This window comes from Mesorhizobium sp. WSM4983 (assembly GCF_029625765.1).
Lineage (GTDB): Bacteria > Pseudomonadota > Alphaproteobacteria > Rhizobiales > Rhizobiaceae > Mesorhizobium.
In genome coordinates, this window is sequence record NZ_JARTVM010000012.1 from 91,240 (window position 1) to 104,507 (window position 13,268).

General features: G+C 61.8%; 21 protein-coding genes and 1 pseudogene. 14 read left to right on the plus strand and 8 right to left on the minus strand.

Annotated features, from left to right (window positions below):
* The first annotated feature begins 37 nt into the window (after nucleotides 1-37).
* Together P9254_RS25340 and P9254_RS25345 are read left to right on the plus strand one after the other, a co-directional pair.
* A complete protein-coding gene (locus tag P9254_RS25340; RefSeq protein WP_259979827.1) occupies nucleotides 38-166 on the plus strand; it encodes a hypothetical protein in 129 nt (42 codons plus the stop codon).
* A gap of 1,072 nt (nucleotides 167-1,238) precedes the next feature.
* Nucleotides 1,239-1,379 (plus strand): hypothetical protein, encoded by a 141-nt coding sequence (locus tag P9254_RS25345; protein ID WP_164757276.1) that lies wholly within the window; start codon nucleotides 1,239-1,241, stop codon nucleotides 1,377-1,379.
* Between the two features lie 84 nt (nucleotides 1,380-1,463).
* Here P9254_RS25345 and P9254_RS25350 read toward each other — a convergent pair whose 3' ends face one another.
* From P9254_RS25350 to P9254_RS25365, 4 genes are all read right to left on the minus strand, one after another.
* Complete coding sequence (locus P9254_RS25350) at nucleotides 1,464-1,601, minus strand: hypothetical protein (protein WP_278055489.1); 138 nt, start codon at nucleotides 1,599-1,601, stop codon at nucleotides 1,464-1,466.
* Nucleotides 1,602-1,615: 14 nt separating this feature from the next.
* Nucleotides 1,616-2,620 (minus strand): L-dopachrome tautomerase-related protein, encoded by a 1,005-nt coding sequence (locus P9254_RS25355; protein ID WP_278055490.1) that lies wholly within the window; start codon nucleotides 2,618-2,620, stop codon nucleotides 1,616-1,618.
* Nucleotides 2,621-2,759: 139 nt separating this feature from the next.
* On the minus strand, nucleotides 2,760-3,797 hold the full coding sequence (locus P9254_RS25360; protein WP_278055492.1) for an AraC family transcriptional regulator: 1,038 nt from the start codon (nucleotides 3,795-3,797) through the stop codon (nucleotides 2,760-2,762).
* 60 nt (nucleotides 3,798-3,857) lie between these two features.
* Entirely contained in the window at nucleotides 3,858-4,688 is an 831-nt protein-coding gene (locus tag P9254_RS25365; RefSeq protein ID WP_127403410.1) for an oxidoreductase, read from the minus strand.
* Nucleotides 4,689-4,994: 306 nt separating this feature from the next.
* Between P9254_RS25365 and P9254_RS25370 the strand changes: the two genes are divergently transcribed.
* The 12 genes and pseudogenes from P9254_RS25370 (at nucleotide 4,995) to P9254_RS25420 (ending at nucleotide 10,919) form a co-directional block, all read left to right on the plus strand.
* Entirely contained in the window at nucleotides 4,995-5,171 is a 177-nt protein-coding gene (locus P9254_RS25370) for a hypothetical protein (protein ID WP_164757278.1), read from the plus strand.
* Between the two features lie 65 nt (nucleotides 5,172-5,236).
* Nucleotides 5,237-5,593, plus strand: coding sequence for a hypothetical protein (locus P9254_RS25375; protein WP_278055495.1), 357 nt, complete (start codon nucleotides 5,237-5,239; stop codon nucleotides 5,591-5,593).
* Nucleotides 5,578-6,027, plus strand: a complete 450-nt coding sequence (locus P9254_RS25380) for a hypothetical protein (protein ID WP_278055497.1) — start codon at nucleotides 5,578-5,580, stop codon at nucleotides 6,025-6,027. The genes P9254_RS25375 and P9254_RS25380 overlap by 16 nt, the downstream gene beginning before the upstream one ends.
* 107 nt (nucleotides 6,028-6,134) lie before the next feature.
* On the plus strand, nucleotides 6,135-6,731 hold the full coding sequence (locus P9254_RS25385; RefSeq protein WP_278055499.1) for a DUF488 family protein, N3 subclade: 597 nt from the start codon (nucleotides 6,135-6,137) through the stop codon (nucleotides 6,729-6,731).
* A gap of 293 nt (nucleotides 6,732-7,024) precedes the next feature.
* Nucleotides 7,025-7,621 carry a DUF6011 domain-containing protein gene (locus tag P9254_RS25390; RefSeq protein WP_278055501.1) on the plus strand — a complete coding sequence of 199 codons (597 nt, stop codon included), beginning with the start codon at nucleotides 7,025-7,027 and terminating at the stop codon, nucleotides 7,619-7,621.
* A gap of 47 nt (nucleotides 7,622-7,668) precedes the next feature.
* Nucleotides 7,669-8,169, plus strand: coding sequence for a hypothetical protein (locus P9254_RS25395; protein WP_278055503.1), 501 nt, complete (start codon nucleotides 7,669-7,671; stop codon nucleotides 8,167-8,169).
* A 38-nt stretch (nucleotides 8,170-8,207) separates the two neighbouring features.
* Nucleotides 8,208-8,696, plus strand: a complete 489-nt coding sequence (locus P9254_RS25400; protein WP_278055505.1) for a hypothetical protein — start codon at nucleotides 8,208-8,210, stop codon at nucleotides 8,694-8,696.
* A gap of 12 nt (nucleotides 8,697-8,708) precedes the next feature.
* On the plus strand, nucleotides 8,709-8,972 hold the full coding sequence (locus P9254_RS25405) for a hypothetical protein (RefSeq protein ID WP_278055507.1): 264 nt from the start codon (nucleotides 8,709-8,711) through the stop codon (nucleotides 8,970-8,972).
* Nucleotides 8,969-9,121: a hypothetical protein gene (locus P9254_RS25410; RefSeq protein WP_278055510.1), complete on the plus strand. Its 153-nt coding sequence runs from the start codon at nucleotides 8,969-8,971 to the stop codon at nucleotides 9,119-9,121. The genes P9254_RS25405 and P9254_RS25410 overlap by 4 nt, the downstream gene beginning before the upstream one ends.
* A complete protein-coding gene (locus tag P9254_RS25415) occupies nucleotides 9,114-9,443 on the plus strand; it encodes a hypothetical protein (protein ID WP_278055512.1) in 330 nt (109 codons plus the stop codon). The genes P9254_RS25410 and P9254_RS25415 overlap by 8 nt, the downstream gene beginning before the upstream one ends.
* A gap of 78 nt (nucleotides 9,444-9,521) precedes the next feature.
* Nucleotides 9,522-9,653: pseudogene (locus tag P9254_RS29165) on the plus strand (ParB N-terminal domain-containing protein); the annotation flags it as partial.
* A gap of 405 nt (nucleotides 9,654-10,058) precedes the next feature.
* Nucleotides 10,059-10,919, plus strand: coding sequence for a ParB/RepB/Spo0J family partition protein (locus P9254_RS25420; protein WP_278055514.1), 861 nt, complete (start codon nucleotides 10,059-10,061; stop codon nucleotides 10,917-10,919).
* A gap of 105 nt (nucleotides 10,920-11,024) precedes the next feature.
* On the opposite strand, the gene P9254_RS25425 is transcribed toward P9254_RS25420, so the two are convergent.
* The 4 genes from P9254_RS25425 to P9254_RS25440 all read right to left on the minus strand — a co-directional run bounded on the left by P9254_RS25425 (nucleotide 11,025) and on the right by P9254_RS25440 (nucleotide 13,268).
* A complete protein-coding gene (locus P9254_RS25425; protein ID WP_278055516.1) occupies nucleotides 11,025-11,297 on the minus strand; it encodes a hypothetical protein in 273 nt (90 codons plus the stop codon).
* The gene (locus P9254_RS25430) at nucleotides 11,297-11,572 is read right to left on the minus strand and encodes a hypothetical protein (protein WP_127334936.1); all 276 of its coding nucleotides are present in this window, start codon (nucleotides 11,570-11,572) and stop codon (nucleotides 11,297-11,299) included. Before P9254_RS25430 ends, P9254_RS25425 begins: the two co-directional genes overlap by 1 nt.
* A gap of 131 nt (nucleotides 11,573-11,703) precedes the next feature.
* Nucleotides 11,704-12,186, minus strand: a complete 483-nt coding sequence (locus P9254_RS25435) for a hypothetical protein (protein ID WP_278055518.1) — start codon at nucleotides 12,184-12,186, stop codon at nucleotides 11,704-11,706.
* Entirely contained in the window at nucleotides 12,183-13,268 is a 1,086-nt protein-coding gene (locus P9254_RS25440; RefSeq protein ID WP_278055520.1) for an SAM-dependent methyltransferase, read from the minus strand. Before P9254_RS25440 ends, P9254_RS25435 begins: the two co-directional genes overlap by 4 nt.

The following is a 13,268-nucleotide window of genomic DNA, read 5'->3' on the forward strand; positions in this document are numbered from 1 at the left end:
GTAGCAAGTCGAGATCGAAAGAACTGGGATCGGACAAATGGAAGATTACGACAACCAGAAGGGCGCCAAGCCCGAAGACGTGCGCCACGCTTTGAAAGGATGGACATTTTTCCTCGTGATAATGACAGCCATCTTTGGCGCGGCCTACGCTCTGATAGAGATGTAAGATGAACTCCCCGGCAGACGGATTGCCGGAGAAGATTGGAACGGCGGTTGGTGCGGTCGTCATCATCGCCGGTGCTTAGGGGATTTATCTAGCCCTCGCGCTATTCCGAATGGACGAGCCCCAGCCTTGAGGGGAATCGGGGCTAGGGCTCACGCATGTATACGGTACAAGCACGTCCCGGACAGCAGGGCGCTCCTAGTTTTTATAGATTGGACACTCTGCGGGCGAGCTATCACCAGACGCATCAACCTGTTTGTTGATCAGAGCGGGAGGGAAAGCGCTCTCGACAACAAACCCAAGCTGCTTACATGCATTTACGCATCGGGCTAGATCAGAGTCGATTTTATCATTGCTTAAAGATTCAGGGGCAGTTGTTAGCCCGCATGAAGCTCGCGCGCCGTCGGCGTCTCGACGCATCTCACGATTGTACGCCATCCACTGCGCCGCATCCGACCAGAGCGAAGATCAGCAATGCAACGGACGGTTCGGCGGCGCATTTCATTGAGGTTAGTCCTTCCCCTCGTCCCGCTTGCGCCGCGCCAGTTCCTTTATCTGCTCATTGATGAGCTTGGGCGCATGGTCGATCTTATCCATCGCCGCATCAAAAGCCGAGCCCGATTGATCGATCCTTAGTTCTCGGGCGGATGGCGATCGAGGGCATTACTGGTCGTGGCTTCTATTGCGCTAAGCGCAGTACGGCGCACCTGTCGACACCTCTAACCTCCGACAACTGCACCTGGGCGAACACGATCTTTTGTCCGTGGCCGCATTGTAACCAATTTGGTTACACGCTAACCTGTTGTGGTCACACTTTTCCCTACCACAGAGACGAGCCGACCATGCCCTACTGCGACGACTGCCTGACCCCTTTCCCCTTCGACGACAGCGAAAGCTGCCGCTGCCCTTCCTGCAGGGAGCAGCGGGCCGACCAGTTCGCGGCCGAGGAGGAAGAGGCCGAGTTTCATGCAACGGGACAGGAGGCGCGATGCACCAATAGAGGCAGAAAATCCCTTCGATAGGGCGGCGGGAGAGGTCCCGTCGCCCACCAATACCTACCACGGAGACCAGACCAGTGACCAAGCCAGTTGAATACGAGTTCACGCTGCCCGACGGCAGCAAGCGCTACGAGATCGTGATCGAGCGCAAGGACGTCTTCACCTTCCAGAAGATGCACGGCGCCGTGAGCGCCAAGCCGGTCGAGGCGAAGCCATGAACGCGCTGATCCTCCGCAACACGGTTGAGCAGATCGTCGCCTATCGCGACGCAGCCGTGGCCGCCTACCATGAAGCCGGAAACCTTAGTGCTTGACCCGGTAGAGGAAATACGGTTGGTGGGCCGCAAGGAGAGCCTTGTCCGGCGGTCCCGCCAGTTGCCCGATATAGGCGGAGAGCGCGCTGTCGGTGAAATACAGCGAACCGTCCGGACCCGTGGCCACGCCGTCCGCCCATATCACATCATGTAAGCGTACCAACGTCGTAACGCGCTCTTGCTCTGCGGGTCGAACGCCATGAGGCCGCCATGCTCAACATCGGTGACAATAACCTCGCCTGATTTGTCGATGGTTATGCCGTCGCTCATAGGTTTCGCCCCTAAGACTTCCACCTTCTTGGCAACTTCGGAAGGACCGATGTTGGCGTCGAGCACGTCGGAAAGCGGAACCCGGCAAAGATGCGAATTGGTCATTCCGGCGAGATAGACCCATTTTTGATCCGGGCTGATCTCTATTCCGTCAAGGCCGACTGCGACGTTCACGAGGCCTCCGGCCATGCGGTACACGCCAAACGGGGTCTGCATCAACCAGTCCTCGGGCGAGGTGCACGGATGGGCTCCCAGAGCGGTGCGGAATGTTTGATCCTGTACAGAGAAAACGATGAGTTTCGGCCCGGTGAACCGCATTATGCCAGTATCGGCCAGGAGGACATATTTGCCATCGTCGGTCACACGCAGATCCTGGGCGAACTGCGCCTCCTTGCCAGGGAACTCAAAATACGCAAGGCGCTGCCGCGTCGCCAGATCGAAGGCCCACAGGCGAGTATGCTGGAAATCAAAGCTTGCCGGCTCGATCAGCCAAAGGCGGTTCTGCTTATCGACGGTCATGCCAAACGTGCCCTGAAAATCCTTCTGGGCCGCCATGGAGGGGAATGGCGTGATTTTTCCGTCGGCCAGTTCAAAGACGGTCGCGTCGGAAAACCGCCCCGCACGGGCGATCGGATGGTAGTTGAAATAAACATGCCCGTTTGGCGCGACCGCCACATTGCCGGGAGGGTATTCAAGGCTAACCAGCTTCTCGAGCTTGCCGAGACCACCCGGATTTGCCGAACCGATATCGGAGTAAAGCGTGCCCCTGCCATATTCGAACTTGACGAACGCCAGCGCAGCGATGACCCCAAACGTGAGGACCAGACCAATGCGCAATAGGAGCCGCCCTATGCCCTTGCCAGTTTGCTTGCTCATTGTCTGTTCCCTTCTTGTTGCAATAGTCCAGTGTTCATTGGGGCGACGGTCACAGCGTCGACCCATGTCATCTGCGTTCGGTGCCCGAACGGTTGTTAAGTCTCTGTTCCGGTTGCTCTCACCAGCGGCCAGATCCTCGCTAATGCAAGGAGCCTTGCCTCTCTGGCATCCCACCGCTATTGAGTTCGCGCCACTGGTTGGGTGTGACGCCTTCCCAGTCGCGGAAAGCGCGGTAGAAAGAACTGGTATCCTGGTAGCCCAACAGGCAGGCCACTTCGTCGATGTCGGCGGAGAGATCGGCGAGAAGCTGACGGCCCAGTTCTTGCCGCGCCTCCATGAGGAGTTCCCGAAACGTCGTCCCCTCCTCGGTGATACGGCGCTGCAAGGTGCGCTCGCTGAGACCCATATCGGTGGCAATTCCGGACAATTCCGGCCGTCCGCTGGCCAAGTTCCTTTTCAGGACCAGCTTCACTTGATCCCGGATTGAGGTGAGCGCCTGAAGTTCACCGAGAGCTGACGCGAGTGCCGGTGTGAGGATCTCCAACAGTTCCGGATTGTGGCCCGGAAACGGACGATCAAGATCAGGGGCCTTCAGAATGAGGATGTCACCAGGCGCGCCATAGCGGATCGGACAGCCGAAGTAGGCTGCATGTGCGTCGCTGCCCGGATTGGGCCGCCTCAGCTCGAGGCGCACGGGTGATAGGTTCTGCCCCGTCCCTCGCCGGCCGAGCTCGACCAGAAACGCGAAGGTGATGTCTACAGCAATCGCCGGTTCTGGCTTAGTCGCATAAAGCCACTCGCTGCTGATGGATACCTCACCGTTTTCCTCGGAAAAGTGGAGCTGCTCTGGTGTGCAAAGCCTTTTAAACCTGGCCACCCTCGACAATCCGTCACGGTAGTCTCGCGCGTGAAACGCCGCCAAAGTCGATGGCGGATGAACCGCGGTATCGGCGCTCTTCACCAGCTTGATCCCGAGGCCGCTATCCGATGAAAGAACTTCCAACGCCTCGAAGATCGCGAAGTACTGTTCAGTCGTGACCAGGCCTTGGGGGTTGAGGTGCAAAGTGGCAGGCAGGCGGGCCTGCCTCAGGATCGCTGCCGGCCGAAGCCCCAAAGCCTCGATCGCTCGCCAGAACGCCTGCGGGACTTTACATCTGTCGGCGGGAGTTGCACTCATCACCCGTTCTCCTTTGTTCAAATCGTGTAGGGCCTCAGTAAGCGCGGCTTGTGTCGTGTCCTATCGCATCTGGCTCATGATAATCCGATCGAACATGCGGTCGCCGAACCACTTCCGGATGAAAACCATGGGCTTGGCGTATTTGCCGACGACGTACCGCGTCTTCGGCCTATGCAACCCGATCGCCCTAGAAACGACATCGGCGACGACGCTCGGATTGGTTCCACGACCGTGCCCGTAGGTCTGCCTTGTTGTCCGGGCGACGATCTCGGAGACCTTGGCATAGGCACTCCTGGCGGAGCGCTTGACAAGGCCATCGGCGACGACATCGCCGAAGGCGGTCTCGATCAGGCCGGGCTCGACGACGACGACATTGATCCCGAAGGGCTTGAGTTCGAGCCTCAGACTGTCCGACCAGCCCTCAAGCGCGTGCTTGGTGGCGTGGTACCAGGCGCCAAGCAGCGTGTAGATCTTGCCCCCCATGGACGTGATGTTGACGATGGTGCCGGCACCCTTCTGGCGCATCGCTGGCAGCAGAAGCTGCGTGAGCCGTGCCGGCCCGAAAACGTTGACCTCGAACTGGTAGCGAGCCTCGTCGATCCCGACGTCTTCAACCGGTCCGTAGAGGCCAAAGCCTGCGTTGTTGACCAGGACATCGACGCCGCCCGACTGTGCGATGATGGTGTCGACGGCGGCCTGGATATCGCTATCGACCGAGATATCCATACGAAGCGGAATCGCGCCAAGTTTGGCAAGATCGCCCATCCTGTCGACATTACGGGCAGCGACATAGACCTTGAGCCCGTCCTTAATCAGCCGGATAGCGATTTCCTTGCCCATGCCGGAAGACGCGCCAGTAACAAGTGCGATTTTTGTTTGTGGTTTCACCATTTTACTTTGACCTTCCTTATTCGATGAAGTGAGTCCTAATCCAAAAAAGTGCCCGGCGCATTAGCGGCCGGCGCCATACCAGTAGCAAATCCCGCCACCGTCTCGCGTGGGCTGCCACCGATTGTCAGAGTTGGGCGGCATCTTCTGGCCGCAATGACGCTGTCAGCCCCAAGACATGGGTAGAACGTAAGAGGGAACAGCGGGCACCAGCTTCTCGATCAGTCAGATCGCGACTTTGAGCGCGATATCGATCACGTCGTCCATGCGCTCCACTTCCTGGAAGACGGCGGGTGCCTCGCCGCCATCATGTCGGCCGGCGCCGAGTTCCGCGAGACGCGCAAGGCCATGGCCTTCCGCGCCCTGATCGAGAAGCTGAACGGCCAGTTCTGCGATCTGCCGCAGGACCCTTTCGCCGAGGTCGGAACCTACGTGACCACCGTCACCGTCAAGGTCTGCAAGGACGGCCGCCGAAATCACTTTTAGGTTGCCCATATTGTAACCAAATTGGTTACATAGTAGAATACAAAATCCTTACCGCGGAGTCCAAAATGTTTCGCCCGTTACCAGAAGACGAGGAGGAGCGGCGGCGCCGGCTCCCCACCATCATCCAGGCCCTCGACATGTGGTCGTCCTGGCATAGCGACTGGTCGCCCCTCGGCTGCACCGGGGATTACGCCCTGGACATGCGGCTCGCAGATGCATTCCGCAATCTGCTCTACCGGCCGGAGCTTCGCGACCGGCTTGACTGGATCGAGCGACAGCTACGCGAGCCCCGCCATCGTGCGGCCGACGACCGCTACCAGGCCGAGCTGATCAAGTGGTGGCTCGAATTGTTCGCCAGCGAGACGCTCCCCACCATCAACCAACGCCTCGAGGCACGAGAACTGCAATGCGCTTCATCCTGATCGATTCCACACTCCGGCGCGCCATCGACTACCAGACGCCGCGCCCTCTGGGGCACCAGCTCTTCTGCGAACTTCTTGAGAGCGACAGCCTCGACCGCGTGGAGTTGGCGCCGGGCCTGGACCTCTGGCTCTCAACCGGACCATGGCGAAGGACGTTCCAGTTTTTCCGCTCGGGCGCCGAGTTCGCGGGCAATGGGATCCTGGCAGGACGAACGCCGCTCGACGACTTCAAGAGCTTGCCGCGCGCCATCAGTTTCGAGACGGTGACGGCGTGGGTCAATTATCCCGAAGTGCGCTTCGAGGCGCCGCAGCCGCGCCGAAAATATCAAAGGCCGACCGGGTTGCCCCTGATCGGCCTTCCTCTCCATCCCTACCACAGGACAGCGCCCGAAGGCGCTGGAGAGAACCCATACCTAATGCAGATGTACCGGTGAGGCAACCTTACCAAAATGGTAACACACAGTGTCATTTTGGTTGCTTGAGAAGTTCACCGGATTTACATTTTGACCTGTCCAAAGCCCTACCACCGAAAGAGACGAAGATGCGCATTTTCACCAGCTCCTGGTTCACCAAGCTGCCGCCCGAAATCCAGAAGATCGGGGTGTCCAGGGGAACGCCGCGAGGTTATCCGGCAGGCTTTCGCAAGATGCCCGAACTCGCCCCAGGCGAATGGTTCAAGACCGCCAGCGAGCGCGAGTATAAGCAGCTCTACTTCGAAGGCCTCGACAGGCTTAATCCCGGCCGGATCGTCGCCAAGATGGAAGACCTTTCGGGCGGCAGGGACGTCGCCCTGCTCTGCTACGAGGCCCCGACCGACAACCAGTATTGCCATCGCGCCTACATCTCGGTGTGGCTGAAAGAAAAGCTCCGGCTCGAGGTGTTCGAACATGGCCTGGAGGCCGAGGGCTGCGGTTGGCACCATCCCAAGCTGCCGGCGCAATACCGCCTGCCCCAGCCGCCTCAGCCGCTCCAGGTCGCGCCCTACCTCGGCGCCGAGGCGCCCGACCAGCAGGGCCGCGTCTGGAAGGTGATTGGCGTCAATCCGGAACACGTCGACCAGGCACTCGTGCAATGCGGCGACGACCAGCGCTCAATCTCCGGCGACGTCTTGCAATCCCGGTTCACGCCGGTGAATTGACCACCACCGAAGTGCTTGAAATTATTCGGCTTTTTGGCTTGTACCCACTTGTAACCGATTTGGTAACAAGCTAAGTTATTCAAGTAACTTAGAAATTCAGATCGGTGCAGCAGAAAGCCGTTTCCTTTCACCGCTGCAGCCTTCGCCGGAACTCCCCTTTCAGCAATGGGCCGGCGATTGGTGACTTCTCGTCAAACTGACCGGCCGAGTGAAACCGGACCGGGGACGGGCCAGGCCTAGCATAACCGCCGGAGCCGCACCGATCTGGGAAATCCCTACCACGGAGACCAGACATGAACCTCGAAATCGAAGCCCTGCGCCAGTCAGCTCCCAAGCTACACGGCCGGGACGCGGAGTTCGCCGCATCCCTCCTGCACCAGTATGACAGCCGCTCGAGTCTCTCGGAACGGCAATGGCCCTGGGTGGCGACCTTGACCCAGCGCGCACAAGCCGGAGAGCCCGCGGCGCCGAAGGCCAAGGTCGGCTCGATGGATGGCCTGATCGCGCTGTTCGACACGGCGATCGCCAACAAGCTCAAGCATCCGAAGATCCGCTTCGACGTCAACGGTGAGACCGTCGTCCTCGCTCTGGCGGGTGAGCGCTCCGCTCACGCCGGCCAGATCAACGTATCGTCGCCGGGACCCTTCGAGAGCCGCGACTGGTACGGCCGCATCGACCGCAAGGGCGAGTTCACCCGCTCGCGCCGGTCGCCCGGTCGTGACGGTCTGGTGGCCGCTCTTGCCGCTCTGGCCGAGAACCCCTCGAAGGCCGGCGCGGCGCACGGCAAGCGCACCGGCAACTGCTGCGCGACCGAGCTGACCGACCACCGCTCCATCGACGTCGGCTACGGGCCGGTTTGCGCCAAGCGCTGGGGACTGGCGTGGGGTTGATCCCCGCGCCTTCCTCGAGATCCAACCCCCTACCACGGAGAAAGACAATGACCATCAACGTGACGCCGGCCGAGATGCTGGCGATCTGCAATGCTCTCGCCGCCTCGGGCAACCAGGCGCTGTCCGCCCGGCTGGCCGAAGATGCCGAGATGGGCGAACCGAAGACTGGCTTCGACGAAGCGATCGAGCAGGCGCTGGCGCGCCGGTCGCGCGAGACCGCTGACCGCATCCGCGCCGAGCGCCGCATCGCCCGCGCCCTAGTGAAGGCCTGCCTCGACCGGGGCTACCTGATTTCCGTCTACGACAGCGAGGATTGGGTGGTGAGGCGGTCCGACGACAAGGCGGCGGTCATGCTGGCGCTGTTCTCGACGGACGAGGACGGCATTCATCTGCGGAGCCCGACCGGCGACAAGCTCGGCTGGTTCCAGCTGATCTATGGCAATTCGGGCTACGATGTCGTGTCCGACCACGCCGACAACGAAATCTGCAATGCGATCTGGGACGAGGTTATTTCGCCCTTGGCCGACAAGATCGAAGGGGAAATGTGATGGACACGATTTACATCAGCATCGCCGCCAAGGGCACGATGGAATCGCTGAACAGCGCCGCGCGAGGCAAGGGCGAAGTCGTGCTTTCGTTCTACGGCCCGAAGGGCGGGTCGCGGGCGTGTGAAACACTCACGCTCGAGTCCGCCGCCACGCTCCGCGACGAGCTCGTCGAAAGGCTGCCCTTCGACCACGCCAGCAACACCGTCGACGCTCTGACTCAGGCCGAGTCGTTCATTTCCGGCTTCGAGAGTGATCCGCTGCAGAAGGGCGTCGGTGACATCCTGGCCAGTTTGCGCGCCGCGATCCCGCGCGAACAGGCGCGGCCGGACATCCTGGCGGCGCTCAAACTCTGCGTCATCCGAGACCCAAGCCTGAAAAGCAATGCGATGGTGACCGAAGCCATCGCCGAGGCCGAGCCGCCGACGACGGCGGCCGCCACCAATCGTCCCGGCGATCAGGCCGCAATCTATGCCGAAGAGACCGGCATCGACTACGCGACCGCGCTCGTTCGCTGCAACATGGACTGAGGAGAGCCGCCAATGACGATCGACATCACCACCACCGTCCATCTGTTCGCGGGGCATATGAAGAACCCGCTCGACCTCGGCGAGCCGGAGTGGGCCGGCACGCTGGGGGAGTTCTGGCAGAGCAACCAGGAAGCCTATCCGACCTGGGGCGACATTCGCCCGCTGCTCGACGAGCTGGACGAGTATCATCATGCCCATATCGGCGGCGGCGCCGCCGGCGACTTCACCATCTGCACGGCCGATTTTCTTGCGGCTTCAAAACGGAGGCTCGGATGATCACCGCCGAAGTCTCGATCTATCTGAGGGTCCTCGACACCCTTGCACTGGCAAATGCAGCCGCAAGGCGCGACCCGGGACAATCGCCGGCGGGGGTCGAAATCCTCGATAGCGCATGCGAGGTCCAGGAGGGCCGCACCAATGGCTGACCTTCGCACCTCCGACGAACTGATACAGGCGATCAAGTCGCTGGCGTCGGGCTATTACACGGAGCGCGACGGCGGCGATTGGTACTCCCTTACAGCCTACCACGACCGAGTTGCGGAGGACTTCGCCCGGCGCGACGACGCGCGTCGGTGCATCCTCTGGCTCGCCGGTGAGCCGATGCCGGATGGATGGCGCATCACAAGGGTCGGCGGTCTCTCTTGCGATCTCGATTGCGGGCAGGGCTATCGAGCCACGATCTGGACACGCTCGGTCGCCAAGGCATTTCCGCAACGTGCTTCAGAACTGGTCGAAAACTTTTCTTAGTAACCCGCTTGTAACCAGATCGGTTACAAGCTAAGTTGTTGATATTGCTAAGCAATTCCCTGCCACGGAGACCCGACCATGAAGAAGCGCATCCCCCTCAGCCAGGTGATCCCGAACCCCGACCAGCCGCGCAAGCATTTCGACCCGGTGAAGCTTCGCGAACTGGCGGAATCGATCCGCGAGCGCGGCCTAATCCAGGCCATCACTGTCCGCCCGGTTTTCTTGACCGACGGTCGAATCGAGGAAATCACATCGGAGAACATCGCAGAATGGAACACTTTGCTCGACCTCCAATCGAAGTCGTCGCCTACACGGCCGGCTTCATCGATGGAGAGGGAACGATCAGCGGCAAAGGCAACCGGTTCCGCGTCGTCGTCAGCCAGTCAGTCACAAACGACGGCGCAACGATCTGCCGATGGTTGCGAGACGCATGGTGCGTCGGCACCGTCGCTCCATCACACCGAGTCTTTCACGGGAAAACCTGGGAGCAATGGTTCTGGACCGTGGCGGCGGCGAGAGAGGTCAAACACGTCATCGATTGCTGCCTTCCCTACTTCCACGTCAAACGAAGCGCGGCAGAGCAAGTCGGACTCAAAGTCAACGACTTCCTCAACAATGGGCATCGGTGCCGGTGGTCGCCGGAGGAAATCAAATTCCTCGGAGATCAATGGCGGCGGCACGACGACTGGATCGGCGAACAGCTCAGACGAAGCGCTACAAGCGTCCGACATCAACGTCGAGCCCTCGGCCTCGCCAAGCCGCCGGGCGGTCTATGAGATCGTCGGTGGTGAGCGCCGCTGGCGCGCCCACCAGCTGATCGAGGCGGCCGACATTCTGTGCGAGGTCGTCAAGATCGACGACAACGAGATGGCGCTGCAGGCGATCGTGGAAAACCTCGCCCGCGCCGACATCAAGCCGCTGGAGGAAGCACGCGCCTTTCAGGCGATGATCGACCGCGGCTGGACGGTCGAACAGTTGGCGAAGGACATCGGCGTCCAGCCGACGCGCATCAAGGCCCGCACGGCGCTCCTCAATCTTGACGAGACGATCCAGAAGCTGGTCGACAGTGGCGCCTTCCCGCTCGGCCACGCAAACGACCTGGTCGACCTCCCGACGGCCGATCAGATCAACATCGTGAGGCTGTTCTCCAGCGGCAAGTTGAAAGACTGGTCGAGCATCAAGGCGGCGGCGCAAGCGGTGCGCGACCGGATCGAGCAGGGCCGCATGTTCGACGACGAGAACAGGCCGGAGCCTTCGAAGGACGATATCGCCGCCATGAGCAGGATGGAGAAGACGATCGAGCGCATCATCGCCGCGATCGCCGGCGGCTTCAAGGACGGCGAGTGCATCGCCTTGAAATCGATCGATCCCACCAAGGCCGACAAGTGGGCCGACACGCTGGCGGCGGCGTCGCGCTCCATCCGTTCGATGGAGTCGCAGTTGCGCCAGGCACATGCGCGCTCGATGCTGGTGTAGGAATCCGCACCGCCGGCTCCGGCCGGCGGCTGTGGTAGGGAGGGGCAGCGGATTGGTCTCCGCTGCCCCATTTTTTTGTCGAGTGTAGCGGCCCGCCAGCGCGCGTCAGTCGCCGGCCTTCCCATCACATGCCCGATGGTCGCCGCGCTCGTCCTCGGCCGCCTCTGGCGGCGCAGCGTCCAATCTAGCGAGTTCCTTCTCCCGCAGTATGGCGCACCGCTCGCATTGCCCGGCGCCCGAATTTTCGATGAGCCATCCGGCCGGCGCGTCCTGGGATCCGCAGAGCGAGACGGCGAGCCCGAGACCGCGCCGGCGAAAGTAGTGTGTGGTGACGGCAGTCGGCGACTTGAGAGCCCAGGCTTCGCGAAATCCTGTCATCACCTGTGCTCCACCGGGATCATCCGGCCCTTGCGAAAAATGCGCTCGGCCGCGTCGCGGGCCGTGGAGAGAGTTTCCCCGTCGCGCCTTAACCGGCCATTGAAGTAGGCCAACAAATGGTCGGTGACCGCCTTCTGCGCCTCCAGCTCGGTCGGGAACAGACGCGGCTTGCCGCCGTCCTCGAGCACCGGCTCAGCCTGCCCGTCCTCGGCAAAGCGCAGCATGGCGTAATGACCTCCCGCGACGGGGACAGTGAAGCCGGCGAAGTGATTCATGCTGCAGTCCTTTCGAAAATTTCGGGATCGGCTTCATCGGCGGGTGATCCTGGCATCGGGGCGGCGCTGGCGGATGCGAGACACAGCGGCATCTCGGATCTCGGCTTCGGCCGAGCTGCGGTGGGCAGGCATCAGCTCACCCACTCCGGCCGGCACTCCAGAATGTGCAGCCGCTTTTTCGTGATGCCGGCGTAGCGCCAGCCGGCTTGATAGAAGCAGTGGCCCCATGTGGGTCGCCCTGCGCGCCAGGTGGGCTCGACCTCGCGGGGATCGACAAAGGTGAATAGCCGCTCGCCCGGCCAGCGCTGCCACACGATCACCATTGCGGCGGCAAGCAGCTCGCTTGCGACTTCGCCGGTCTCGCGACGGAAGATCGCGCAGTTGACGCCTTGCTGGTTATCGAAGCGGTGCCTCTCGCGTCGCCACGCTGAGACCGCGCCGGCGTCAGCCGTGAGCAAGACGAGCTTTTCGCCCGGACCGACGAACAACGCAGGCTGCCGCCCGTCGGCGTAGCGATAGCGGGAATAGTGGCGGTGGAAGATGTCGCGCGCGGTGTCGTTGCCATCGAGCACCTCGATCCAACCCTCGCCGATCAAGAAGGGTTGGACGTTCACGGCTGGTAGTCTTTCCAGTCGACGCGATTGATGACCGTCGGCCCGGCATAGTCGCCGACGAGGTTCTGTTCCCAGACGAACCAGGCCAGGTTCATGCGGCTCGAGGCTTCGTTGCCGTCCCAGCCGTCGCGATGCATCATCGGCAGGCGCCGCGTGAAGACATGGATGCGCGCCGGCTTGCAATCGTCCATGGCGTAGTTGCGGTCGGGATCGTCGAAGCCGCAGAGGAAATTCAGGTTGAGCAACAGCGCCATCTTCGGCGGCCGGTGCACGCGCAGCGCATGCGCGACGAAAGCGTTGAGCACGCCGCCGTAGGGGGGGTTGGTGGCGATATCGTCACAATCGTCGCCTGCCTCGCTGGTGAGGAAATCCCGAACGTCCTGCAAGACGCCATGGCGATCGGCGGTGCCGTAGTCGACGAGGTCGGAAAGCGCGACGTCGTAGCCGGCCGCTTCCAGCATGCGCGAGATCGCGCCCCGACCGCATGCCGGTTCCTTGATGCGAGGGCCGAAGGTCTCCAGCGCCAGCAGCGTGTGCACCGCTTCCGGGCACGTCTCGTAGAGATTGTTGCCGCGCTCGGCCACGCTGGCGGTGTCGGTGCCGATCGCCACGCGCAGATTCGCCCGGCTCGGCTCGAGTCCTTCCGCGACGCGCCCGGCGATCACCCGCTCGACAATGCCAGGATCTCGACGCTCGGCATCGGCCAGCTTGCGAGCGTCGTGGATTTCCTTTCGGGTGAGCCCGGCTTCGGCTGCCGTGAAACCGTTTCCGTCTGGAACGGTTTTCGGCCTGCCGCCCTTCGAGGCCTCCCCTTTTTCCTGGGCGGCAGTCCATTCGGTGGCAATCGTGATCTTCGCGCGCGTTTCGATCAGCAGCGCGTCACCCTGGAGCCGGCGTGCCTTCCGGATCAGATGCTCGCCGGCATGGAAGCGGGTGGCGTAGCTGCCTGCCGCCTTCGCCTGGTCATAGGCGCCAGCGGCCAGCATGCGTGCCGATGCGACGTCGCCGTCGTCGAACAGCATCCGAGCTCGCTCGATGACATGAGCGAGTCCGGAATCGTCGAAGGGGACAACCGCCTCCAT

Coding starts and splice junctions, on each gene's coding strand:
- P9254_RS25355 (WP_278055490.1), bottom strand. CDS start 2,620: ATGAGCAAGCAAACTGGCAAGGGCATAGGGCGGCTCCTATTGCGCATT.
- P9254_RS25400 (WP_278055505.1), top strand. CDS start 8,208: ATGGAATCGCTGAACAGCGCCGCGCGAGGCAAGGGCGAAGTCGTGCTT.
- P9254_RS25340 (WP_259979827.1), top strand. CDS start 38: ATGGAAGATTACGACAACCAGAAGGGCGCCAAGCCCGAAGACGTGCGC.
- P9254_RS25365 (WP_127403410.1), bottom strand. CDS start 4,688: ATGGTGAAACCACAAACAAAAATCGCACTTGTTACTGGCGCGTCTTCC.
- P9254_RS25430 (WP_127334936.1), bottom strand. CDS start 11,572: ATGAATCACTTCGCCGGCTTCACTGTCCCCGTCGCGGGAGGTCATTAC.
- P9254_RS25415 (WP_278055512.1), top strand. CDS start 9,114: ATGGCTGACCTTCGCACCTCCGACGAACTGATACAGGCGATCAAGTCG.
- P9254_RS25360 (WP_278055492.1), bottom strand. CDS start 3,797: ATGAGTGCAACTCCCGCCGACAGATGTAAAGTCCCGCAGGCGTTCTGG.
- P9254_RS25420 (WP_278055514.1), top strand. CDS start 10,059: ATGGGCATCGGTGCCGGTGGTCGCCGGAGGAAATCAAATTCCTCGGAG.
- P9254_RS25405 (WP_278055507.1), top strand. CDS start 8,709: ATGACGATCGACATCACCACCACCGTCCATCTGTTCGCGGGGCATATG.
- P9254_RS25425 (WP_278055516.1), bottom strand. CDS start 11,297: ATGACAGGATTTCGCGAAGCCTGGGCTCTCAAGTCGCCGACTGCCGTC.
- P9254_RS25395 (WP_278055503.1), top strand. CDS start 7,669: ATGACCATCAACGTGACGCCGGCCGAGATGCTGGCGATCTGCAATGCT.
- P9254_RS25370 (WP_164757278.1), top strand. CDS start 4,995: ATGTCGGCCGGCGCCGAGTTCCGCGAGACGCGCAAGGCCATGGCCTTC.
- P9254_RS25375 (WP_278055495.1), top strand. CDS start 5,237: ATGTTTCGCCCGTTACCAGAAGACGAGGAGGAGCGGCGGCGCCGGCTC.
- P9254_RS25390 (WP_278055501.1), top strand. CDS start 7,025: ATGAACCTCGAAATCGAAGCCCTGCGCCAGTCAGCTCCCAAGCTACAC.
- P9254_RS25385 (WP_278055499.1), top strand. CDS start 6,135: ATGCGCATTTTCACCAGCTCCTGGTTCACCAAGCTGCCGCCCGAAATC.
- P9254_RS25440 (WP_278055520.1), bottom strand. CDS start 13,268: ATGGAGGCGGTTGTCCCCTTCGACGATTCCGGACTCGCTCATGTCATC.
- P9254_RS25380 (WP_278055497.1), top strand. CDS start 5,578: ATGCGCTTCATCCTGATCGATTCCACACTCCGGCGCGCCATCGACTAC.
- P9254_RS25410 (WP_278055510.1), top strand. CDS start 8,969: ATGATCACCGCCGAAGTCTCGATCTATCTGAGGGTCCTCGACACCCTT.